The organism is Streptomyces sp. MspMP-M5, from assembly GCF_000373585.1.
Classification (GTDB): domain Bacteria; phylum Actinomycetota; class Actinomycetes; order Streptomycetales; family Streptomycetaceae; genus Streptomyces.
The window spans coordinates 1-21,468 of sequence record NZ_KB891880.1 but is presented as its reverse complement, the minus strand read 5'-3'; the positions used below and the strand labels follow the sequence as shown (position 1 = coordinate 21,468).

The 21,468-nt window shown below is 72.8% G+C and carries 20 protein-coding genes and 1 pseudogene; 11 read left to right on the top strand and 10 right to left on the bottom strand.

The features are described from left to right. Positions 1 to 396: 396 nt before the first annotated feature. The 4 genes from B073_RS0109960 to B073_RS0109945 form a co-directional block, all read right to left on the bottom strand. Positions 397 to 1,239, bottom strand: a complete 843-nt coding sequence (locus B073_RS0109960) for an IS5 family transposase (protein WP_026247229.1) — start codon at positions 1,237 to 1,239, stop codon at positions 397 to 399. Positions 1,240 to 1,340: 101 nt separating this feature from the next. Then, positions 1,341 to 2,552 carry a M20 metallopeptidase family protein gene (locus B073_RS0109955; protein WP_018537946.1) on the bottom strand — a complete coding sequence of 404 codons (1,212 nt, stop codon included), beginning with the start codon at positions 2,550 to 2,552 and terminating at the stop codon, positions 1,341 to 1,343. A 34-nt stretch (positions 2,553 to 2,586) separates the two neighbouring features. Next, the gene (locus B073_RS0109950) at positions 2,587 to 2,874 is read right to left on the bottom strand and encodes a DUF397 domain-containing protein (RefSeq protein ID WP_018537945.1); all 288 of its coding nucleotides are present in this window, start codon (positions 2,872 to 2,874) and stop codon (positions 2,587 to 2,589) included. Further along, positions 2,871 to 3,701, bottom strand: a complete 831-nt coding sequence (locus tag B073_RS0109945; RefSeq protein ID WP_026247228.1) for a helix-turn-helix domain-containing protein — start codon at positions 3,699 to 3,701, stop codon at positions 2,871 to 2,873. The genes B073_RS0109950 and B073_RS0109945 overlap by 4 nt, the downstream gene beginning before the upstream one ends. Positions 3,702 to 3,907: 206 nt before the next feature. On the opposite strand from B073_RS0109945, the gene B073_RS0109940 reads away from it, so the two are divergent. Next, entirely contained in the window at positions 3,908 to 4,210 is a 303-nt protein-coding gene (locus tag B073_RS0109940; RefSeq protein WP_026247227.1) for a hypothetical protein, read from the top strand. A 16-nt stretch (positions 4,211 to 4,226) separates the two neighbouring features. On the opposite strand, the gene B073_RS0109935 is transcribed toward B073_RS0109940, so the two are convergent. Beyond that, positions 4,227 to 4,526, bottom strand: a complete 300-nt coding sequence (locus B073_RS0109935) for a hypothetical protein (protein WP_018537942.1) — start codon at positions 4,524 to 4,526, stop codon at positions 4,227 to 4,229. Position 4,527: 1 nt separating this feature from the next. Next, positions 4,528 to 5,616: an aldo/keto reductase gene (locus B073_RS43780; protein ID WP_324608785.1), complete on the bottom strand. Its 1,089-nt coding sequence runs from the start codon at positions 5,614 to 5,616 to the stop codon at positions 4,528 to 4,530. Positions 5,617 to 5,737: 121 nt separating this feature from the next. Here B073_RS43780 and B073_RS0109925 point away from each other — a divergent pair, with 121 nt between their 5' ends. Further along, on the top strand, positions 5,738 to 6,526 hold the full coding sequence (locus B073_RS0109925) for a sulfite exporter TauE/SafE family protein (protein WP_018537940.1): 789 nt from the start codon (positions 5,738 to 5,740) through the stop codon (positions 6,524 to 6,526). 63 nt (positions 6,527 to 6,589) lie between these two features. Here B073_RS0109925 and B073_RS0109920 read toward each other — a convergent pair whose 3' ends face one another. Together B073_RS0109920 and B073_RS39610 are read right to left on the bottom strand one after the other, a co-directional pair. Beyond that, entirely contained in the window at positions 6,590 to 7,540 is a 951-nt protein-coding gene (locus B073_RS0109920) for a class I SAM-dependent methyltransferase (RefSeq protein ID WP_078507952.1), read from the bottom strand. Positions 7,541 to 7,628: 88 nt separating this feature from the next. After that, positions 7,629 to 8,006 (bottom strand): hypothetical protein, encoded by a 378-nt coding sequence (locus tag B073_RS39610; RefSeq protein ID WP_018537938.1) that lies wholly within the window; start codon positions 8,004 to 8,006, stop codon positions 7,629 to 7,631. A gap of 300 nt (positions 8,007 to 8,306) precedes the next feature. Between B073_RS39610 and cutA the strand changes: the two genes are divergently transcribed. Together cutA and B073_RS39600 are read left to right on the top strand one after the other, a co-directional pair. After that, positions 8,307 to 8,681, top strand: coding sequence for a divalent-cation tolerance protein CutA (gene cutA, locus B073_RS39605; protein ID WP_018537937.1), 375 nt, complete (start codon positions 8,307 to 8,309; stop codon positions 8,679 to 8,681). Positions 8,682 to 8,790: 109 nt separating this feature from the next. Further along, a complete protein-coding gene (locus tag B073_RS39600) occupies positions 8,791 to 10,077 on the top strand; it encodes a trypsin-like serine peptidase (protein WP_199788125.1) in 1,287 nt (428 codons plus the stop codon). Between the two features lie 83 nt (positions 10,078 to 10,160). Here the strand turns inward: B073_RS39600 and B073_RS0109900 are convergent, their stop codons facing one another. After that, positions 10,161 to 10,838 carry a SanA/YdcF family protein gene (locus tag B073_RS0109900; RefSeq protein ID WP_026247225.1) on the bottom strand — a complete coding sequence of 226 codons (678 nt, stop codon included), beginning with the start codon at positions 10,836 to 10,838 and terminating at the stop codon, positions 10,161 to 10,163. Positions 10,839 to 11,064: 226 nt separating this feature from the next. Here B073_RS0109900 and B073_RS0109895 point away from each other — a divergent pair, with 226 nt between their 5' ends. Both B073_RS0109895 and B073_RS0109890 read left to right on the top strand, forming a co-directional pair. Continuing rightward, positions 11,065 to 11,520: a gamma-glutamylcyclotransferase family protein gene (locus B073_RS0109895; RefSeq protein ID WP_018537934.1), complete on the top strand. Its 456-nt coding sequence runs from the start codon at positions 11,065 to 11,067 to the stop codon at positions 11,518 to 11,520. A gap of 107 nt (positions 11,521 to 11,627) precedes the next feature. After that, a complete protein-coding gene (locus tag B073_RS0109890; RefSeq protein ID WP_018537933.1) occupies positions 11,628 to 12,638 on the top strand; it encodes an adenosine deaminase in 1,011 nt (336 codons plus the stop codon). Here B073_RS0109890 and B073_RS39595 read toward each other — a convergent pair. Continuing rightward, positions 12,611 to 14,877, bottom strand: a pseudogene (locus tag B073_RS39595) (molybdopterin oxidoreductase family protein); the annotation flags it as partial. The gene B073_RS0109890 and the pseudogene B073_RS39595 sit on opposite strands and share 28 nt — an antisense overlap. A gap of 161 nt (positions 14,878 to 15,038) precedes the next feature. Here B073_RS39595 and B073_RS0109880 point away from each other — a divergent pair. From B073_RS0109880 to dnaG, 5 genes are all read left to right on the top strand, one after another. Beyond that, positions 15,039 to 16,037, top strand: a complete 999-nt coding sequence (locus B073_RS0109880) for a sirohydrochlorin chelatase (protein ID WP_018537930.1) — start codon at positions 15,039 to 15,041, stop codon at positions 16,035 to 16,037. After that, positions 16,034 to 17,368 carry a deoxyguanosinetriphosphate triphosphohydrolase gene (locus tag B073_RS0109875; RefSeq protein WP_018537929.1) on the top strand — a complete coding sequence of 445 codons (1,335 nt, stop codon included), beginning with the start codon at positions 16,034 to 16,036 and terminating at the stop codon, positions 17,366 to 17,368. The genes B073_RS0109880 and B073_RS0109875 overlap by 4 nt, the downstream gene beginning before the upstream one ends. A gap of 236 nt (positions 17,369 to 17,604) precedes the next feature. Then, complete coding sequence (locus B073_RS0109870) at positions 17,605 to 18,867, top strand: NAD(P)/FAD-dependent oxidoreductase (protein WP_018537928.1); 1,263 nt, start codon at positions 17,605 to 17,607, stop codon at positions 18,865 to 18,867. A 9-nt stretch (positions 18,868 to 18,876) separates the two neighbouring features. Continuing rightward, complete coding sequence (locus B073_RS0109865; RefSeq protein ID WP_018537927.1) at positions 18,877 to 19,908, top strand: pyridoxal-phosphate dependent enzyme; 1,032 nt, start codon at positions 18,877 to 18,879, stop codon at positions 19,906 to 19,908. Between the two features lie 101 nt (positions 19,909 to 20,009). Next, the coding region (gene dnaG / locus B073_RS0109860) for a DNA primase (RefSeq protein WP_078507957.1) at positions 20,010 to 21,468 on the top strand (1,459 nt) is incomplete at its 3' end.

Sequence of the window (21,468 nt, the reverse complement as noted above, 5' to 3'; positions counted from 1 at the left end):
AGCTTCCTGGCGAAGCAGCCGGGTCGATCTCGGTGAGGATGCCGAGTTTGACCAGGCGTTTCAGCTTGGCGCGAGCGCTTTCGATGTTCTTCGGCAGCAGTTCGTGGTCGAGGGCTTCGCAGACATCGCGGGCCCTCAGCGGGCCGGTGACCTCGTTGAAGACAGCAAGGATGCGGGGGTAGTCCGGGTGGTCGGGCGGTTCGGGTGAGGTGCCCTGGGTGGGAAGCCGGTCGGCGAGGGCGGTGACGGTCTTCCGGGTGATCGCCAGGTGCTCGAGGTGGGTCTCGGCCTCGTGCAATCGCCCCTGCAGTTCCGTGATCTGGGTGCGGAGATCGTCGCCCGGGGCCCGGGCGGCATCCTCCTGGAGGCCAAGCGCGTCGGGCAGGGGCTCGATGTTCACACTGTCACCGCCTCGCGCCAGGTGGGGGTGTTCGCGCCGGTGAGGCGTCGGGCCATGACATGGCTCATTGCCCAGTAGACGCGGGAGGCGGACGAGGCGGTGCGGTGCTCGTAGTCACGGGCCAGACGCCGGTGCAGTATCAAGATCCCGTAGGTCTGTTCGACCCTCCACCGCTTCGGCTGCGGCAGGAATCCCCTGTGCCCGGGGTCGCGTGCGACGATCTCGACGTCGATGCCCAGGCCGGCTCCATGCGCGACGACCTGGTTCTTGAAACCCTGGTCGACCAGGGCCTTGCGGACGGTGCCGCCGGCGTGCTCGGCGACCTGGTCCAGCAGAGCGATGCCCGCGGCGTTGTCGTGGGTGCTCGCGGCCAGCACGATGACGGCGATGACCAGCCCGAGCACGTCGAAGGCCAGGCCCCGCTTGCGGCCCGGCATCCTCTTCGCCGGATCCCGGCCGGTCGTCGTGGCGGGGACCCCGGAAGCTGCATGGACACTCTGGGTGTCCAGAACCACCAGGGTCGGGTTCTCTAATCGCCGGGCCCGTTCACGAACCTGGCAGCGCAGGAGCTCGTGGATGACCCGGTCGGTACCGTCGTCCCGCCAGGCCGCGAAGTAGTAGTGCATCGCGCTCTTCGGCGGCAGATCGTGCGGCAGGTAGGCCCACTGACAGCCGGTCCGGCCCTGGTAGAGGATCGCGTTCACGATCTCCCGCATCGCATAGGCGCCCTGGTGGCCGCTGACTGAGCGGTGCCGGTCCTTCCACGCGGTGATCACCGGCTCGATCAGAGCCCACTGATCGTCCGTTAAGTCGCTTGGGTACGGCTTGCGTTCACTCACCCCGCCACACCAGCAGACCACCGGTTGCGGACCGGCGGATTCCGCTCGTGCCCACACCATCAGGCGACGACACAGTCACTCAAAAACTCACGAAACGCTCTCTAAGAACCGGCCCCCAGAAGGGAGGGCTCGGCCAGCCTCCGCACCGCCAACTCCGCGTACATCGCCGCCCCGTCCGCCAGCACCGCGTCGTCGAACTCCGCCAGCGGCGAATGGTTGTTGGCGCTCCGCTCCGGATCCGCCCCGGCCGGCGGCGCCCCCAGCATCATCATCACGCCCGGCACCTCGTCCAGCACCCGCGAGAAGTCCTCCGACACCGTCAGCGGATTGCGCTGCGGCGCGAACCGCTCCTCGCCCAGCGCCTCCCGGACCGTGTGCGCCGCGAACTCCGCCTCCGCGTCGTCGTTCACCGTCACCGGGTATATCTCGACGAACTCCGCGTCCACCGCCACCTCGTGGGCCGCCGCGACACCCCGGCACACCTCGACCGTGCCGTCCTTCACCCGCGCCTGGGCCGCGGCCGAGAAGCTCCGCACCGTCGCGTCGAAGACCGCGGTCTCCGGGATCACGTTCCGCTGCGTGCCCGCGTGGAACGTGCCCACCGACAGGATCACCGGGTCGAAGACGTCGAAGCTCCGCGTGATCCACGCCTGCAACGCCGTCACCATCGCACACGCCGCCTGCACCGGGTCCTTGGCGCGGTGCGGCATCGACCCGTGCCCGCCCGTCCCGCGCACCGTCACCCGCAGCCGGTTGGACGCCGACATCATCGGCCCGCCGCGCGTTCCGAAGACCCCGCTCGGCTGCCCCGCCGACAGCACATGCAGCGCATACGCCGCCACCGGGCGCCGCCCCGCGGCCTCCAACACGCCCTCCGCCAGCATGTGCCGGGCCCCGTCGAACCCCTCCTCGCCCGGCTGGAACATGAACACCACATCACCGGCGAGCCGGTCCCGGTGCGCGGACAGCAGCTTCGCCGCGCCCGTGAGCATGCTGGTGTGCAGATCGTGCCCGCAGGCGTGCATCCGCCCGTTGTCCGAAGCGAAGTCCAGATCGAGCCGCTCGGCGACCGGCAGCGCGTCCATGTCACCGCGCAGCAGCACCACGGGACCGGGCTCGGCCCCGCGCAGCACCGCCGTCACCGAACTCAGCTGCTCGCCGGTGCGCACCTCCAGCGGCAGCCCGTCGAGCGCGGCGAGCACCGCCTCCTGCGTACGGGGGAGTTCGAGCCCCGTCTCCGGAATCCGGTGCAGCGCCCGCCGCATCCGCACCAACTCGTCGGCCAGGGCTCGGGCATCGTCACGCAGATCCACGGACGCTCCTCCTCAGACGGTCCTCAGCCGGACCTCAGACGGCGAACTCCCCATTCTTGACCGCCGAGACGAACGAGGACCAGCCGTTAACGGACATGATGATCGGGGGCTGGTGGGGGGCCTTGCTGTCCCGGACGGGGACGACGCCGTGGGTGGTGGTGTGGGCGGGGGAGAATTCGAGGCAGTCCCCACCGTTTCCTTCGCTGTAGGAGGACTTGATCCAGGCGAAGTCGCGGGAGAACTCCAGACAATCGCCCCCGTTGGCGTCGCTGTAAGACGACTTGATCCACCGGGCCGCCGTGAGATCCAAGTCGGCACTCATGTGCGGTACTCCTTCAGCAGAGTCTTGATCAGGGCCGTTGACGCACCAAGAGACAGCGCGTTCGCCCTGAGGAGATCATAGTCATCCAGGGCCGATTCGACCGTTTGTGCGGAGTCATGCATCCTGCCTCCTACCCGTGTCTCGGTGTAGAGCACCGTCGGGGCATCCGTGAAACGCAACACAGTGAACGGCCTTGTGGATGCAGCCGGAGCGCCCGCCGAAAAGGGCATCACCTGGAGGTTGATGCGCGGCGCGGCGGCTGCTGCCAACAGGTACTCAAGCTGCCCGGCCATGACCTCGTTGCTACCTACGACGGTGCGCAGGCACGCCTCGTGCACGATGGTCCACAGGAACGGTGGCGACTCCCTTTCAAAGACCTCACGCCTCCGCAGTCGCGCGGCGACCTTGCCCTCGATCACCTCTGCTTCCTCTTGGGCGTAGTACGAGCAGAACATGGCCCGCGCATAGTCGTCGGTCTGCAGGATCCCCTTCAGCACGTTGGTCGAGTAGTCCAGGATCCGCGACGCCTTCCGCTCCAGATTCAGGTAGGGGACGAACCATGACGGGTGGTCGCCCTCGTCAATCCTCCGCAGCAGATCCGTGAACAACTCACCCGTTCCGAAGGCGACATCGCAACCCCGGGCGAACTTCTCACTCGGCCGGGGCAGCAGCTTCCCCGCCTCGACTCTGCTGACGTACGCCTCGGAGTATCCGGTCGCGGTGCCCAGCTGCTTCTGCGTCAGCTTCCGTGCGAGTCTCACCTGTTTGACGTCGCGCCCGAAGCGCTGGAGTGGGTTCAAGTGCTGCGGTGGGGTTGTCTCGTCCAAGGCTGTGACCTCTCGCCATGTGGCCGCATCCAGCATCGCGGCAGGCAGCGGACTTGCACGCCGCGATTCAAGTCCCCTGATTCTATTGCCGACCCATCCTGCGCGTGACCGAATGACTACAACCGGTACGCAAGCGCCAAAGACCCCCGCAACCGATGTGCGTCGGTCCGGGGGCGTGGCCACCAACCCCACGGAGGTTGATGACGATGACCGACGCTACCCCGCGGCTTCTGCCGTGGTCGAGCCTCGACGGCAAGCCCTGCTTCGTCCTCGGCGACGGGACCGGCTTTGTCTCCCGTATGGCCGACGACATCGAGGAGGCCCAACTCCTCCTCGCCGACGGCCTGATCGATGACGCGCGACGTCTCCTCGCCGGCCGCAACTGGACGTCGGGCGAACTCCAACTCCTCACCGTCGAGTTGACCGAGTCCCTGACGGAGGTCCGCCGGGTCGCCAAGAGCCGCGGCGCCCGTCTGTGGGCTGCCTCCCGGGCGGACCGGCCGAACTGAGCCCGGACCCGTTCCGTTACGCCTGCGCCTCCCACTGCCTACGGAAGAGGGCGATGGCCGATTCCGTAGGCAGGTTGGGCACGGTGACCGTCTCGCCGGTGGCCTTCACCACGACGACCTTCGAGCCGCAGGGCGGCGCCGGCCGCGGCGGCCCCGCCGCATCGGTGCTCTCGGAAAACCACGGGTACACCAGATATCCGGTGTCGAATTCATGGACATGCAGCGGCGCCGGCGAGCCGTCCGCGAGCTTCGGCTCCGCAAAACGGCTCCGGACGAGGGCGAGCGCATCCTCGGCGCTCGCGGGTGGGGGCGACATTTCAGCGACGCGGTCGCTCTCTCCTCGTTGTCGTGGTGCTCGGGCCGTCCAACCCCTCCAGCCCGCCCAGGCCGTCCAGCCGCGCCAACTCCTCCTCCGTGAGGGAGACCCGGGCCGCGGCCAGGTTCTCGTCGAGGTGGGCGGGCGAGCCGGTGCCGGGGGTCGGGAGCAGGACGGGGGAGCGGTGGAGCAGCCAGGCCAGAGCAATCTGACCGATGGTCGCCCCGTGTGCCGCAGCGACCGAGGCCAGAGCGTCGGTGGGTCCGACAGGACGGCCAACGGTGCCGGCAGGACCAACGCTGCCGGCGGAGCCAACGGTGGCGGCCGCACCGACGCCACGAGGTGAACGGCCGTTGCCGCCGCCCGTCAGTCTGCCGTTGCCCAGCGGGAACCACGGCAGGAACGCCGTCCCCGTTTGCTCGCACAGCTTCAGGACGTCCTCGGAGGTGCGGTCCAGGAGGTTGTAGCGGTTCTGTACGGACGCGATCGGGGCCAGTGCGCGGGCCCTGGCCAGCTGGTCGGCGTCGATGCTGTCCAGGCCGATGTGACGGATCTTGCCGGCCTGTTGAAGTTCCAGCAGGGTGCCCAGCTGGTCGGCCATCGGGACCTCGGGGTCCAGCCGGTGCAGCTGGTAGAGGTCGAGGGTGTCCGTCCTGAGGCGCCGCAGGCTCGCCTCGCACATGGCGCGCAGCTGCTCCGGGCGGCCGGCGATGTGCCAGACGTCCGGGCCGGTGCGGACCACCCCGCCCTTCGTCGCGAGGACCAGCCCTTCCGGATACGGGTGCAGGGCGCGGGCCACCAACTCCTCCGCCACGTCCGGGCCGTAGTTGTCGGCGGTGTCGATCAGAGTGACGCCGCGGTCGACGGCCCGCCGCAACACCGCCACGGCCCGCTCGGGGTCTTCGTGCCGCGGCCCCCAGTACCCGGGGCCGACGAGACCGCCCGTGCCGAACCCGAGCCGCCCGACGACCGTCGTCCCCCCGAGGGAGAAGGCGGGGCGCGCCCCCGCGGCCGTCCGCGTCGCGACTTCCGCGGGCTCCCCGCACTGCTCGGCGTCCATGGGCACTTCGGGGCTCGTCGGCGTCTCCATGCCCCGGAGCATAGACAGGCCGCGGGTGAATGCTCGTGCGCACTCCCGGCGCCTCCTTGCTCGCCTCCTCGCTCGACGTTATTCGCCGGTCCGGCTCGGAACTCCTTCATAAGATCCCCTGGTGCCCTCTGACATATCGCTGTTCACACTGGCTCTGCTCTGCCTGGCCGCCCTCGCCGCGGGATGGATCGACGCCGTGGTGGGCGGTGGGGGCCTGCTGCTGCTCCCGGCCCTGCTGGTGGGACTCCCGCATGTGCCCACCGTGTACGTCCTCGGCACCAACAAGTCCACCGCCGTGGTCGGCACCACCGCGGCCGCCGTCACCTACCTCCGCAAGGCGCCGATCGACGTCGGTATCGCCCTGCGGATCGGCGCAGCGGCGATGGCCGGTTCGCTGGGCGGGGCGTTCTTCGCGGCCGGGATCAACAGCGCGGTGCTGCGGCCGCTGATCATGGCCGTCCTGCTGGGCGTGCTCGTCTTCGTCCTCGTCCGCCCGGCCTTCGGCACCGCCGCCGTGCCGTCCGGCCCGGTCACGCGGCGGCGCGTGCTCGCCGCCATCCTGATCGCGGGGCTGGGGATCGGCTTCTACGACGGGCTGATCGGCCCCGGCACCGGTGCGTTCCTCGTCGTCGCGCTCGCCGCCGTGCTCCATATGGACCTGGTCACCTCGTCTGCTACCGCCAAGGTCGTCAACGTCTGCACCAACATCGGGGCTCTGACGATGTTCGCCCTCCAGGGCACGATCCTGTGGCAACTGGGCGCGCTGCTCGCCCTCTTCAACCTCGTCGGCGGCACGGTCGGGGCCAGGATGGCCCTGAAGCGGGGCACCGGCTTCGTGCGCGGTGTGCTCGTCCTCGTCGTCATCGTCCTCCTTTGCAAGCTGGCCTATGACCAGTGGTTCGCCGCCTGAGGGGAGAGAAGGCCCGGGCCGGGGGAGGCTTGGGGGAGCAGGGGCGGAGCGTCAACCTTCCCGTCAGAAACGGCAGTTGTAGAGCCGGGACATCTCCCGGAGGCCGGGTATGAGGTGCGCCAGGCGGGCCGGCACTCGATAGCGGGCGGGGAGCCGGACGATGTCCGGTATCTCCAGGGCGCCGAAGGTCTCGACGATTTCCAGCCCGGGGCGCAGCCGGGCGATGTCGGCGGGGCCGCCGCCCCAGTGGAGCGTCGAGCCGGTCCGGACGATGACGGTGTTCAGGCGCACCGCGCGGACTGCGAACCGGCTGAAGAAGTCGAACGCCAGCCCGCCGCCGGGCGCATGGGCCATCAGCCGGCGGAGCAGCGCGGTGCCGTCCCGTTCGGTGAGGTACATCAGCAGTCCCTCGGCCACGATCATCGTGGGCAGGTCGGCCGGGATGCGGTCCACCCAGGCCGGGTCGGTGACGGACGAGGGGATGGCGGTGTAGCCGGGCGGTTCGGGGAAGAGCCGCCGCCTGAGGTCGATCACCTCGGGGAAGTCGACGTCGAACCACCGCACCCCGGGGCCGGGGCCGAGGCGGTGGACGCGGGTGTCCAGTCCGCAGCCCAGGTGCACCACCGTCGCCTCCGGGTGCTCGCCGAGGAAGCGTGCCGTCCAGAGGTCCAACTGCCGGGCGCGGAGGGCGACTGCCGCCGCGCCGCCGGGGCCGATCCGCAGCCGCGCGAAGTCGTAGTCGAGGCGGCGCGCGGCGTCGAGCGCCATGGTGTCGCCGAGGATCGGGCGCCGCGCCCGGCAGTCGAGAGCGCGGCCGTAGAGCGTCGCGAGCAGGGTCTCCTTCGCACCGGTCAACCGCACTGGCCCGATCGACCGCCGCGGTTCGATCGACCGCACCGGCGGCCGGGGACCGGCGATCCTCGGTGAGTTGGGCGGTTCCGGAGGGGGCGGCGGATTCGGCACGTTCGGCAGATTCGACAGGTTCGGCAGCTTCGGCGGATTCGAGTGGGTCATGACTCAAGGCTACGGAAGATTCAGAAAAATGTGAAGACTGCGAAGAGGGTGGGAAGTGGAAGGTTCGCTTCACCGCGGAAGATCGGCTTCAGGTGCGGACCGTCGTCGTGCTCGGCGCGCCCGCCGCGACGCTCCGTGGCCGCTCGGGCACCTCCGTGACGGCCGTCAGCAGCACCACGGAGTCCTCCAACGCGCGCAGGCCGTGCCGCGCGTGCGGGATCGCCGCGACATGCCCGGCGCGCAGCTCCTGGCCGCCGCCCGGCCCGGTCAGCCGGACCCGGCCGCGCAGCACCTGAAGGCTCGCCGCCGGCGGCGCGTTGTGCTCGTCCAGCACGGTGCCGGCGAGCAGCGCGATCACCGTCTGCCGCAGCGGCCCGTCGTGCACGAAGAGATGGGCGCTCCGTCCGTGGGCGGAGGCCCGGGCCTCGTCGAGCTGGTCGCGGACGAGGATTTCGAGGTTCACCATGGCGCTCGCCTTTCGCGTGCGGACCAGCTTGCGGGCTGAGCCGATTGCTGGGCTTCCCTCTTCATCGTTCTCCGTGCCCCGCGCACCGCAACCGGGACGTTCCCCGCGGCGTCTGCGGACCGGAGGCAATGGGACGTCCGGGTGCTTGCCGGTAAAGGGCGGCCCGCCGTGCGCCAGTTGATCTCTGCGGTCCGTACGATGCGAGGCGATCCCTTGATCGAAAGATTGAAAGATCGATGGGCCGGAGGCCGAAACGTGCGACCCACCCACCCCCACCCCGACCGCGAAGGCTGAGTAACCGTGGCCGACCCCACCGCCCTCAACGAACCCTCCGCCGCCCCTGCCCGGACCGGGCCCTCGGCGCGATTCCTGACCGTGATGACGACCACCGACAGCGCGCGGAAGGCCGAGCAGCTGGCGCGCGGCGCCATCGAGGGCCGGCTCGCCGCCTGTGCCCAGATCAGCGCGCCGGTGACCTCGGTGTTCCGTTGGAACAGTGCCGTGGAGACCAGCCAGGAGTGGCAGGTGCTGTTCAAGACGGCGAGCGCACGCTACGCGGCGCTGGAGGCGTACCTCCTCGACGCGCACGACTACGACACCCCGGAGATCATCGCCACCCCGATCACCCACGGTGGTGCCGGCTATCTCGCCTGGGTCGCAGAGGAGACGAGCTGACGTGCCGAGGACGACCGACGTGTCGAGGACGGCTGACGTATCGAGAAAGGGTGACGTGTCGAGGACGGTTGACGTGCCCGGCGCAACTGACGCGCGACGGAAGGGCGACGTGCCGACGACGGACGCAGGACGGGCGCGCCGACTCAGCAGGGCGGTGACCCTCGCCCTCGGTATGGCCTTCGGCCTCGCCGGCACCCCCGTGGGACACGCCGCCGAGACCGACCCCGGAAACCACGGCCACCGCGGCAATCACCCCACCGTCACCCACGAGTCCCACTCCGGCGACGGGTGGACCAACAAGGACGCCAAGGCGTTCTGGACCCCGCGGCGGATGGCATCGGCCGCCCCGCCCGTGCGCGGCGGCACCGGTAAGCCCGCCGCGGCGTCCCAACACGCGCCGACCGCCGAGCACTTCGAGGGCATCCCGTCCGTCGGTGTGCTGTTCTCCGTCGACGGGGAGGCCCGCGAGCACCACTGCACCGCCAGTGTGGTGCACAGCCCGCACGGCAATCTGATCCTCACCGCGGGGCACTGCAACGCGGGCGCGCGCGCCGCGTTCGTCCCCCAGTACCAGTCCGGCGAGGACAGTCAGCCCTACGGAGTGTGGGCCATCGAGGACAACTACGCCTACGCCGACCGCGCCACCACCGGGGGCGGCGCCGACCTCGACTTCGCCTTCGCCACCGTCGCCCCGGACGACAGCGGCCGGAATATCGAGGACGTCACCGGCGCCAACACCCTGACCGCGACGCCCGGTTACCGCAACCAGGTCATGGTCATCGGCTACCCCAGCGTCCACAGCGACCCGGCGGACCGGGCCGTGCGCTGCACCACCACCTCTCAGCGCCTGGCGGGCACCCGTCAACTCCGCATGGAGTGCAATGGGTTCTACGGCGGCACCTCGGGCAGCCCCTGGCTGGCCGGCTACGACCCGCGCACCCGGACCGGCCGGGTCATCGGCGTCATCGGCGGCGTCAACGGCGGCGGCCCCCGGGGCCCGCACAGCGACCGGACCTCCTACAGCCCGTACTTCGGGAAGGAGATCCTCAGCCTCTACGACCGCGCCACACAGGCCGGTGAGGCGCCCCAGGCAACGGGTAAGTCCCAGGGCTCGGGTGATACCCAGAGCAGCGCCGACCCCCAGGGCGGGGGCGGAACCCAGGACAGCCAGGGCGAGGGCGACACCCAGAGCGGCGGTGACACCCAGAGCGGCGCCGACCCCCAAGGCGGGGGCGGAACCCAGGACAGCCAGGGCGGGCAGGACAACCAGGACACCCAGGGCGGCGGCGGAACCCAGGACAGCCAGAACGGGCAGGACAACCAGGACGGGCAGGACAGCCAGAGCAGCCAGAGCAGCGACGGACCCCAGACCGACACCGACGGACAGAGCGGCTGACGGCCACGCGCCATAGAGCCACACGTCACAGGGCCATACGCCACACAGCCACACGCCACAGAGGAGGGCCGGGCGGCGGCGCGCTAACGGAGCGCCTGCGCCAGGCCCTTCTCCTCGGGGCCGAGGAAGTGCGGATCGGGCCGCAGCGCCGCCTCCGCGGCCGCCTTGCCCGCCGCGAAGATCTCCCGCACCTCGCCGTACGCCCAGGTCACATCGTGCTTGTCGGAGACCCCGACGCCGTACGCGTCGATCCCGGCGGCCGTGCACAGCGCCAGCGCCCGCCGGATGTGGAACCCCTGGCTGACCAGCACCGCCCGGTCCACCCCGAAGATGCGGCGGGCGCGCGTGCAGGAGTCCCAGGTGTCGAACCCCGCGTAGTCGCCGACGATCTTGTGGGTGGGGACGCCGTGCCGCACCAGATAGCCGCGCATCGCGTCCGGCTCGTCGTAGTCGTGGCGGCTGTTGTCGCCGGTGACCAGGACGGCGCGCACCCGGCCGGCCCGGTAGAGCTGCACGGCCGCGTCCAGCCGGTGGGCGAGGTACGGCGACGGCTCTCCGTTCCACAGGCCGGCGCCGAACACCACCGCCACCGGGGCGGCCGGCACATCGGCGACCGTACGGACGCGCGGTCCGGCGGTGGCGTTCAGCCAGGTCGCCGGCAGCAGCGCGAGCACCGAAAGCGCCACGACCACCTGGAACGCCCGGCGCTGCGCGCGCCGCGTCCGCGGCAGCCGCACGCGCCGTATCCACCCCGGCCGCATCCACTCCCGCAGCGCCCGCCGCCCCATGACGTCCCCCGTTCCCCGGTACCCGCCGCCCGCAGCGCCGGGAAGAGTTCCCGTGATCAATATCGCAAGCTGCGACGTGCCACGGACTGGCATGGTTGCAGTCGGGGGACGGCCGTAGGCGACATCACAGAGGCCGCGCCGGGCCCGGGGCGCCCCGATTGCCGACACCGCATCGCCGCACCGCCCGTGGAGGGGCCAGATGACCACCGAGGCCGAGCGCCTGCCGTTCTTCGTCTACGGGACGCTGCGACCCGGCGAGGTCAACTACGTCCGCACCCTGCGCGGCCGGACCGCCGCCGAGGAACCGGCCCGGATCGCCGGCGCGGTGCTCTACGAGGGCCCCGGCTACCCGTACGCCACCACCGGGCCCGCCGACGCGGTGGTGCACGGCGCGCTGATCCACCCCCGCGAAGCCGACTACGACGCGGTCCGGGCCGCGCTGGACCACTTGGAGGGCTACACCCCGGGCACCCCGGCCGGCGCCGGCAACCTCTACGAACGGGTGGCCACCGAGGCCGTCCGCCCGGACGGCAGCACCGTCCGGGCCTGGGTCTACCTGGCGGCCGAGCCCCTCGCCGCCCGCCTGCGGGCCGGCGGCACACCGATCGCCGGCGGTCACTGGACCGGCCGCGCCGGCGGCACGTCCCCCGGATAACCTGGACGACTCGTCCCGTCAGGGCGACTCGTCCACCAAGGGCGCGCCGTCCGCACGGCCCGAAAAACAGGAACCCGCCCCGCAGCACAGCAGAACAGGTGTGACCCGTGCCCTCCACCCCCGCGAGCGCCCCCGCCCACCGCCCCCTCCCCAAGGCCGAACTCCACCTCCACATCGAGGGCACCCTGGAGCCCGGCCTGGCCTTCACGCTCGCCGAACGCAACGGCGTCACCCTGCCCTACGCCACCGAGGACGACCTCCGCCGCGCCTACTCCTTCACCGACCTGCAGTCCTTCCTGAACCTCTACTACGCGCTGATGGAGGTGCTGCGCACCGAGGACGACTTCGCGGACCTGGCGCACGCCTATCTGGCGCGCGCAAAGGAGCAGGGCGTACGGCACGCCGAGATCTTCTTCGACCCGCAGGCGCACACCTCCCGCGGCGTCCCCCTGGGGACGGTCGTCCGCGGCCTCTGCCGGGCGCTGGACGCAGCCCCGGAGGCGTACGGCATCACCACCCGGCTGATCATGTGCTTCCTGCGCGACGAGAGCGCCGAGTCGGCCCTGACGACCTTCGAGGCGGCCCGCCCCTACCTGGACCGGATCACCGCCGTCGGCCTGGACTCCGCCGAGGTCGGCCACCCGCCGTCGAAGTTCCAGGAGGTCTTCGCGCTGGCCCGGGAGGCCGGCCTCAAGTGCGTGGCCCACGCGGGCGAGGAGGGCCCGGCGGCCTACGTGTGGGAGGCGCTGGACCTCCTCGGCGTGGACCGGGTCGACCACGGGGTGCGCTGCATGGAGGACGAGCGCCTGGTCGCCCGCCTGGTCGCCGAACGCATCCCGCTGACCGTGTGCCCGCTGTCCAACGTCCGCCTGCGGGTCGTCGACGACCTCGCCGACCACCCGCTGCCCGCCATGCTGGACGCCGGCCTGCTGGTCACCCTCAACTCCGACGACCCGGCCTACTTCGGCGGCTACGCCGACGACAACTTCACCGCCGTACGGGACGCCCTCGGCCTGGACGAGGAGACGCTGCGGACGCTCGCCCGCAACTCCTTCCTGGCGTCCTTCCTGGACGAGGAGACCCGCGCCGCCTACCTCAAGGAACTCGACGCCCACTGACGGCACCCCGGGCCCCCGCGGGCCGTCGGGCGGGTCCTACGGCGCCGGCCGCTCGACCCGTACGGCGCACACCTTGAACTCCGGCATCCGGGACACCGGGTCGAGCGCCGGGTTGGTCAGGGAGTTGGCCCGGCCCTCGCCCGGCCAGTGGAACGGCATGAACACCGTGTCCGGGCGGATCGCCGGGCTCACCCGGGCCGGCGCCACCGCCCGGCCGCGCCGGGAGACCACCGCGACCGGCTCGCCGTCGGCTATCCCGAGCCGGTCCGCCAGCCGCGGGTGGAGCTCGACGTAGGGGCCGGGCTCGGCGGCGTTCAGCGCGGCCACCCGGCGGGTCTGCGCGCCTGATTGGTACTGCGCCAGCACCCGCCCCGTGGTCAGCACCACCGGGTAGCCGGCGTCCGGCTCCTCGTCCGCCGGGCGGTGCGTGACCGGCACGAAGCGGGCCCGGCCGTCGGACGTCGCGAACCGGTCGAGGAAGAGCCGCGGCGTGCCGGGATGGCCCGGGGCCCCGGCCGGCTCCCCGCAGGCCGCCTGAGCCCCCGTCACGGCCCGCGTCGCGCCCTCCGCGGTGTCCGCCGGACCCGCCGGTCCCGCAGCGCTCGCCGGACCCGCCGGGCACGGCCAGAACACCCCGTCCTCCGCCGCGATCCGCGCGTAGCTGATCCCCGAGTAGTCCGCCGGCCCGCCCGCCGACGCGCGCCGCAGCTCCTCGAAGACCGCCTCCGGGTCGGCCGGGAAGCCCGCCGGGTGCCCCAGGCGCGCCGCGAGCCCGCGGAGCACCTCCAGGTCCGTGCGGACCCCGGGCGGCGGGGCCAGGGCCCGGCGGCGCAGCAGCACCCGGCCCTCCAGGTTCGTCGTCGTCCCGGTCTCCTCCGCCCACTGGGCCACCGGTAGCACCACGTCCGCCAGCGCCGCCGTCTCGGACAGCACCACGTCCGCCACCGCCAGGAAGTCCAGCGCCCGGATCCGCTCCTCCACATGGGCGGCGTGCGGCGCCGACACCACCGGGTTGGAGCCCATCAGCAGCAGCGCCCGTATCTCGCCGCCCAGCGCGTCCAGCAGCTCGTAGGCGCTGCGGCCCGGCCCGGGCAGCGCATCCGGGTCCACCCCCCCACACCGCCGCCACATGCCTGCGGGCCGCCGGGTCGTCCAGCCGCCGGTAGCCGGGCAACTGGTCGGCCTTCTGGCCGTGTTCGCGGCCTCCCTGGCCGTTGCCCTGGCCGGTCAGGCAGCCGTAGCCGGACAGCTCCCGGCCGGCCCGCCCGGTGGCCAGGCACAGGTTGATCCACGCCCCCACGGTGTCGGTGCCCTTCGCCTGTTGTTCCGGGCCGCGTGCGGTCAGCACCATCGAGGACGGCGCGTCGCAGAACAGCGCCACGGCCTGGCGGAGTTGTGGCACCGGCACCCCGGTGATCCGCTCGACCAGCTCCGGCCAGTGCGCCATCGCCGCGGCCCGCGCCGCCGGCCAGCCACTGGTGCGGGCCGCGATGAACTCCTCGTCCGTGCGCCCCTCGGCGACCACCAGGTGCAGCAGGCCCAGCGCCAGCGCCAGGTCCGTACCGGGGCGCGGCGCGAGATGCAGATCGGCCTGTTCGGCGGTGCGGGTCCGGCGGGGATCGACGACGATCAGCCGCCCGCCGTTCTCCCTGAGCTCGGTCAGATGGCGCAGCGCCGGCGGCATGGTCTCCGCCAGGTTGGAGCCGACCAGCAGCACGCACCCGGTCCGCGCCACATCGGCCAGCGGGAACGGCAGCCCCCGGTCCAGCCCGAACGCCCGGCCCTGCGCCGCCGCGGCCGACGACATGCAGAACCGGCCGTTGTAGTCGATCTGCGACGTGCCCAGCACCACCCGCGCGAACTTCCCCAGCGCATACGCCTTCTCGTTGGTCAGCCCGCCGCCGCCGAACACCCCGACCGCGTCCCGCCCGTACACCGCGCCGGCCCGCCGCAGGCCCTCCGCGACCCGGTCCAGGGCCGCGTCCCAACCGGCCGGCACCAGCTGCCCGGTGTCCGCGTCGCGCACCAGGGGAGTCGTCAAGCGCGCCCCGGGGGCGAGCAGTTCGTGCGCGGTGCGCCCCTTGCCGCACAGCGCGCCCCGGTTCACGGGGAACGCGGGCCGCTCCACAACCTCCACCGCAGGGCCGCCCGGCCCGGTGGTGGGCCGCAGCCCCATGCCGCATTGCAGGGCGCAGTAGGGGCAGTGGGTCTCGACCGGGGCGGTGGCGACGGCGTCCATACCGGTCAGCGTGGAACGGGCGTGTTACGCCGACGGATCGCCCCCGTTTCCGGCGCGCGGCGGACTCCTCCCACGGGACCGCAGGCCGGCAGAGGGGTCGCGGTACACGGATTTCCCCGGCGGGAAACGGAACCGCAACGACCGGGTGCCAGCCTCGCTCCATGACGGCGTCGACAGCGAACCAGCCCACCCAGGAGCCCGGCCTCTCCGCCCCGGCACCCGGGCCGTCCGCCCCGCCCTTCGCCCCCCTGGCCGCCGCCGGTCTCGCCGCCGAGATCACCGATGTCCTCGGCAACCGCCTGCGCACCGTCCGCCTGCACCGCTTCCGCCGCCCCGCCGCCCCGCCACCCGCCCTCGTGGCCGTCGCCCACGGCAGCCGCCACCCCGGGGCCGCCCCCGCCGTCCGGGCCCTCCTCGCCCGGATCCGGGCGCTCCGCCCCGGCCTCCCCGTCCACCTCGGCCACCTCGAACTCGACCGGCCGCTGCTCGCCGACACCCTCGCCTCACTGCACGGCACCTCCGACGCCGTCGTCCTCGTGCCGCTGCTCTTCGGCCACGGCTATCACGTCACCCACGACCTGCCCGCCGCGCTCGCCGCCGCCCCGCACCTCACCGGCCGGACAGCGGCACCCCTGGGCCCGCACGCCCTCCTGGCCGAGGCCCTGCACGGCCGCCTCCTGGAGGCCGGCTTCCCCACCGGCCCCCACGCCGGCCGCCGCCCCGCCGTCGTCCTGGCCGCCGCCGGCTCCCGCGCCCCCCGCTCCGCCCGCGACACCGCCCGTATCGCCCGCCTCCTCTCCACCCACCTCGGCGGCGTCCCCGTCCTGCCCGCCTACGCCCACCCGTCGCCCGCCACCACCCCGGGCGGAGACGCTTCGCGTCGCCCCTCCCGGATAGCCGCCGCCCTCAGCGTCCCCGAAGCCGTCCGCGCGCTGACCGACCGCGGCCACCACCCCGACGACATCGCCGTCGCCGCCTGCTTCGCCGCCCCCGGCCGCTTCGCCGACCGGTGCGCGGCCCTCGCCCCCGGGCCCGCCGCCGCCCCGCTGGGCGACCACCCCGCGCTGGCCCGCCTCGTACTGCACCGCTACGACCAGGCGCTCTCCACGCGCACCGGATCCGGCACCGACGTCCCCAGGGCGGCTACCGTCGCCGTATGACGGGCACAACACGGGCAACCCCTCCCAGTCCCGGCGAGGACCCGCGCGCGGCGCTCCCCGGCTACACCGCGGCGGACACCGAACGCTGGGTCCCCGAGCCGGACAAACGCCCCGGGCGCACCGCCTTCCAGCGCGACCGCGCCCGGGTCCTGCACTCCGCCGCACTGCGCCGGCTCGCCGGCAAGACCCAGGTCGTCACCCCCGGCAGCGCCACCCAGGCATGGGACGCCAGCCCCCGCACCCGTCTGACGCACTCCCTGGAGTGCGCCCAGGTGGGCCGCGAACTGGGCGCCGCCCTCGGCTGCGACCCGGATCTGGTCGAGACCGCCTGCCTGGCGCACGACCTCGGCCACCCGCCCTTCGGGCACAACGGCGAACAGGCCCTCAACGAGGTCGCCGCGCCCTGCGGCGGCTTCGAGGGCAACGCCCAGTCGCTGCGCCTCCTGGCCCGCCTGGAACCCAAGCGGTTCGTGCCCTCCCCGGACGGCGCACCGGTCAGCGTCGGTCTCAACCTCACCCGCGCCGCCCTGGACGCCGCCACCAAGTACCCCTGGCCGCGCGGCGCCCACCCCGACGGCCCGGACGCCGTGAAGTTCGGCGTCTACGCCGACGACCTGCCCGTCTTCGCGTGGTTCCGGCAGGGCGCCCCGTCCGGCCGGCGCAGCTTCGAGGCGCAGGTCATGGACTGGGCCGACGACGTCGCCTACTCGGTGCACGACGTCGAGGACGGGCTGCACGCCGGCCACCTCGACCCCAACGTGCTGCTCGCCGACCCCGAACGCGCCGAGATCTTCGCGGTCGCCGCCGAGCGCTACGCCCCCGGTGCCGCCGAGGCGGCGCTGGCCGCCGCCCTGGACCGCCTCCTGGAGCAGGAGTGGTGGCCGCACGGCTACGACGGCTCGGCGCTCGCCCAGGCCCGCCTCAAGGACGCCACCAGCCAGCTCATCGGCCGCTTCTGCCTGGCCGCCGAGGGCGCCACCCGGGCCCGCTTCAGCACCGGCCCGCTCACCCGGTACGCGGCGGAGCTGGTGGTTCCGGCCGAAACCCGCCTGGAATGCGCCGTTCTCAAGGCCGTCGCCGATCGCTACGTGATACAGCGCCCGGACCAGGAAGCGCTCCGCGCCGACCAGCGTGTGGTGATCGCGGAACTCGCCGAGGCGCTGCTCGCCCGCGCCCCCGACGGCCTTGACCCGCAGTTCCGTTCGCTGTTCGACGCGGCCCCCGACGACACCGCCCGGCTGCGGGCCGTCATCGACCAGATCGCCGCGCTCACCGACGCCTCCGCGCGTAATCTTCACGCTCGTCTCACACGTCCCCCTGGTAACGGTTAGGGCAACCCAGGGTGACCCTGGGGAGGCGGCCCCTCTTCCCCCCTCACGCTCCGTGCGGGACGCTCGTCCCCGCGACGGCATACGGGAACCCGAAAACCGTCGAACACATCAAGGGAACGAGAGAGACACGGGAGGCACCGCAAAACGGGGGCGGCAGCGGGGGAAACAACGGGGACCAACAGGGGCGTTCACGGACGCGGACGCGGACGTACGGCACCGCAACGAGGAGGAAGCAAGTGGTCGACACGCACCAGACGTTCGTCATCGTCGGGGGTGGCCTGGCCGGAGCGAAGGCCGCGGAGACGCTCCGCGCGGAAGGGTTCACCGGCCGGGTGATCCTCATCTGTGACGAGCGCGACCACCCCTACGAGCGCCCCCCGCTCTCCAAGGGGTACCTGCTCGGCAAGGAGGAGCGGGACAGCGTCTTCATCCATGAACCCGCCTTCTACGCCCAGGCCCGGATCGAGCTCCACCTGGGCCAGCCCGCCGTCCACCTGGACCCCGCCGCCCGGACCGTCCGCCTGGGCGACGGCACCCTCATCGCCTACGACAGGCTGCTGCTGGCCACCGGCGCCGAACCCCGCCGCCTGAACATCCCCGGCACCGGCCTGGCCGGCGTCCACCACCTCCGCCGCCTCGCGCACGCCGAACGCCTCCGCGGCGTCCTCGCCTCCCTGGGGCGCGAGAACGGCCACCTGGTCATCGCCGGCGCCGGCTGGATCGGCCTCGAAGTGGCCGCCGCGGCCCGCTCCTACGGCGCCGAGGTCACCATCGTCGAACCCGAACCGACGCCCCTGCACGGCATCCTCGGCCCCGAACTCGGCGCCCTCTTCACCGACCTGCACCGCGAGCGCGGCGTCCGCTTCCACTTCGGCGCCCGCCTCACCGAGATCGTCGGCCAGGACGGCGTGGTCGTCTCCGTCCGCACCGACGACGGCGAGGACCACCCCGCCCACGACGTGCTCGCCGCCATCGGCGCCGCCCCCCGCACCGCCCTCGCCGAACAGGCCGGCCTCGACGTCGTCGACCGCGCCGACGGCGGCGGCATCGCCGTCGACGCCGCGCTGCGCACCTCCGACCCGTACATCTACGCCGCCGGCGACGCGGCCGCCGCCGACCACCCCCTCCTGGACACCCGGCTGCGCGTCGAGCACTGGGCCAACGCCCTCAACGGCGGCCCGGCCGCCGCCCGCGCCATGCTCGGCCAGGACATCAGCTACGACCGCGTCCCGTACTTCTTCTCCGACCAGTACGACCTCGGCATGGAGTACTCCGGCTACGCCCCGCCCGGCTCCTACGACCAGGTCGTCTGCCGCGGCGACGTCGGCAAGCGGGAGTTCATCGCCTTCTGGCTCAGCGAGGGCCGCGTCCTGGCCGGCATGAACGTCAACGTCTGGGACGTCGCCGAGCACGTCCAGCAACTGATCCGCTCGGCTGCCCCGTTGGACCCCGAGAGGCTGGCCGATCCCACCGTTCCCCTGACCTCGCTGCTCCCGTAACGTGCCCGTATGACCTCTGGTCCCACGCGCCTCACCAGCTCCGACGGCAGCGCCGGCCCCGGTGGCAGCGGCACCCCGGGCGTCACCCTCGACGACGTCCGGGAGGCCGCCCGCCGGCTGGCCGGCGCGGCCCACCGCACCCCGGTACTGCGCTCCCGCACCCTCGACGCCCGGACCGGCACCCGGGCCTTCCTCAAGTGCGAGAACTTCCAACGGGCCGGCGCCTTCAAGTTCCGCGGCGCCTACCACGCCCTCTCCCGCCTCACCCCCGAACAGCTGGCCCGCGGGGTCGTCGCCCACTCCTCCGGCAACCACGCCCAGGCCCTCGCCCTGGCCGCCCGGGAACGCGGCACCCGCGCCGTCATCGTCATGCCCGCCGACGCCCCGCGCGCCAAACGGGATGCCACCGCCGGCTACGGCGCCGAGATCGTCACCTACGACCGCTACACCGAGGACCGCGCCGCCCTCAGCGGCCGCATCGCCCAGGAGCGCGGCCTGACCCTGATCCCCCCGTACGACCATCCGCACGTCATCGCCGGACAGGGCACCACCGCCCTGGAGCTCCTGGAGGAGACCGGCCCGCTCGACGCCCTCCTCGTACCCGTCGGCGGCGGCGGGCTGATGGCCGGCTGCGCCACCGTCGCCACCGCCCTGGCCCCCGGCATCCGCATGATCGGCGTCGAGCCCGCGGCCGGCGACGACACCCGCCGCTCCCTGGCCGCCGGCCACCGCGTCGCCGTCCCCGTGCCGCGCACCATCGCCGACGGCCAGGCCGTCGACACCCCCGGCGAGCTGACCTTCGCGATCAACCGCCGGCTGGTCGACTCCATGGTCCTCGTCACCGACGACGAGATCCGCGCCGCCATGGCCTTCGCCTTCGAACGCCTCAAGATCGTCGTCGAGCCCAGCGGCGCCAGCGCCCTCGCCGCCCTGCTCTCCGGCCGCCTGGAGCCGTCCCCGGGGCCCGAACCGGCCCGTATCGGCGTGATCGTCTCCGGCGGCAACATCGGCCCCGACCGCTTCCGGGAACTCCTCGGCTGACCCGCCCCGCACCGCCCCGGCCCGGGTCGGCCCGCCCCGGCCGGGGCTCCTCCCACGGGCTTCCGGCGGGGACTGTCGGACCCCCACCGTAGACTTCACGCGTGGCAGGCAGGATCAACGATGACGATGTGAAGGCGGTGCGGGACGCGGTCCCGATCGACGCCGTCGTGTCCGAGTACCTCCAGCTCCGCAACGCCGGCGGCGGCAACCTCAAGGGCCTGTGCCCCTTCCACGACGAGAAGTCCCCGTCCTTCCACGTCAGCCCCGCCAAGGGCCTCTACCACTGCTTCGGCTGCCAAGAGGGCGGCGACACCGTCGACTTCGTCATGAAGATCGACCACCTCTCCTTCGCCGAGACCATCGAACGCCTCGCCGCCCAGGCCGGCATCACCCTGCGCTACGAGGAGGGCGGCTACACCCCCGGCCGCCAGCAGGGCGAGCGCACCCGCCTGGTCGAGGCCCACAAAGCCGCCGCCCAGTACTACACCGAGCAGCTGGAGAGCCCCGAGGCCGCCGTCGCCCGCACCTTCCTCGCCGAGCGCGGCTTCGACCAGGCCGCCGCCGGGCACTTCGGCGTCGGCTACAGCCCCGCCGGCTGGGACCACCTCACCCGCTTCCTGCGCGGCCGCGGCTTCACCGACAAGGAGCTGGTCCTCTCCGGCCTCTCCCAGGAGGGCCGCCGCGGCCCCATCGACCGCTTCCGCGGCCGCCTGATGTGGCCCATCCGCGACATCTCCGGCGAGGTCGTCGGCTTCGGCGCCCGCAAGCTCCGCGACGACGACAACGGCCCCAAGTACCTCAACACCCCCGAGACCCCCCTCTACCGCAAGTCCCAGGTCCTCTACGGCATCGACCTCGCCAAGAAGGAGATCGCCAAGGGCAACCGCGCCGTCGTCGTCGAGGGCTACACCGACGTCATGGCCTGCCACCTCGCCGGCGTCACCACCGCCATCGCCACCTGCGGCACCGCCTTCGGCGAGGGCCACATCAAGATCCTCCGCCGGCTGCTGATGGACAACTCCGGCTCCGAGGTGGTCTTCACCTTCGACGGCGACGCCGCCGGCCAGAAGGCCGCCCTGCGCGCCTTCGAGGACGACCAGAAGTTCGCCGCCGAGACCTCCATCGCCATCTCCCCGGGCGGCATGGACCCCTGCGACCTCCGGCTCGCCGAGGGCGACCAGGCCGTCGCCGCCCTCGTCGAGTCCCGCACCCCGCTCTTCGCCTTCGCCCTGCGCTCCATCGTGACCCGCTACAACCTCGACACGGAGGAAGGCCGGATCGCCGCCGTCGAGGAGGCCGTACCGGTCGTCGCCGCCATCAAGGACCGCGGCCTGCGCGACCGTTACGCCATCCGCCTCGTCGGCCTCGTGGGCATCACCAGCCAGGCCGAGGAGCAGGCCATCGTCCGCCGGGTGCGCGGCCTGGCCCGCAGCCGCGACGACCGGGCCCCCCAGGCCCCCGCCCGCACCGCCGCCCGCGGCCCCGCCGCGCCCGAAGAGCGCGGCCCCGCCCTCAACCTCCGCAGCCCCGCCCGCATGGTCGAGCGCGAACTCCTCAAGC

Bases quoted from the DNA above. Each gene is read 5' to 3' on its own strand.
- B073_RS0109875 (WP_018537929.1), top strand. From the start codon at position 16,034: ATGACGGGCACAACACGGGCAACCCCTCCCAGTCCCGGCGAGGACCCG.
- B073_RS0109895 (WP_018537934.1), top strand. From the start codon at position 11,065: ATGACCACCGAGGCCGAGCGCCTGCCGTTCTTCGTCTACGGGACGCTG.
- B073_RS0109865 (WP_018537927.1), top strand. From the start codon at position 18,877: ATGACCTCTGGTCCCACGCGCCTCACCAGCTCCGACGGCAGCGCCGGC.
- B073_RS43780 (WP_324608785.1), bottom strand. From the start codon at position 5,616: ATGGAGACGCCGACGAGCCCCGAAGTGCCCATGGACGCCGAGCAGTGC.
- B073_RS0109880 (WP_018537930.1), top strand. From the start codon at position 15,039: ATGACGGCGTCGACAGCGAACCAGCCCACCCAGGAGCCCGGCCTCTCC.
- B073_RS0109900 (WP_026247225.1), bottom strand. From the start codon at position 10,838: ATGCGGCCGGGGTGGATACGGCGCGTGCGGCTGCCGCGGACGCGGCGC.
- B073_RS0109940 (WP_026247227.1), top strand. From the start codon at position 3,908: ATGACCGACGCTACCCCGCGGCTTCTGCCGTGGTCGAGCCTCGACGGC.
- B073_RS39610 (WP_018537938.1), bottom strand. From the start codon at position 8,006: ATGGTGAACCTCGAAATCCTCGTCCGCGACCAGCTCGACGAGGCCCGG.
- B073_RS0109935 (WP_018537942.1), bottom strand. From the start codon at position 4,526: ATGTCGCCCCCACCCGCGAGCGCCGAGGATGCGCTCGCCCTCGTCCGG.
- B073_RS0109950 (WP_018537945.1), bottom strand. From the start codon at position 2,874: ATGAGTGCCGACTTGGATCTCACGGCGGCCCGGTGGATCAAGTCGTCT.
- B073_RS0109920 (WP_078507952.1), bottom strand. From the start codon at position 7,540: ATGACCCACTCGAATCCGCCGAAGCTGCCGAACCTGTCGAATCTGCCG.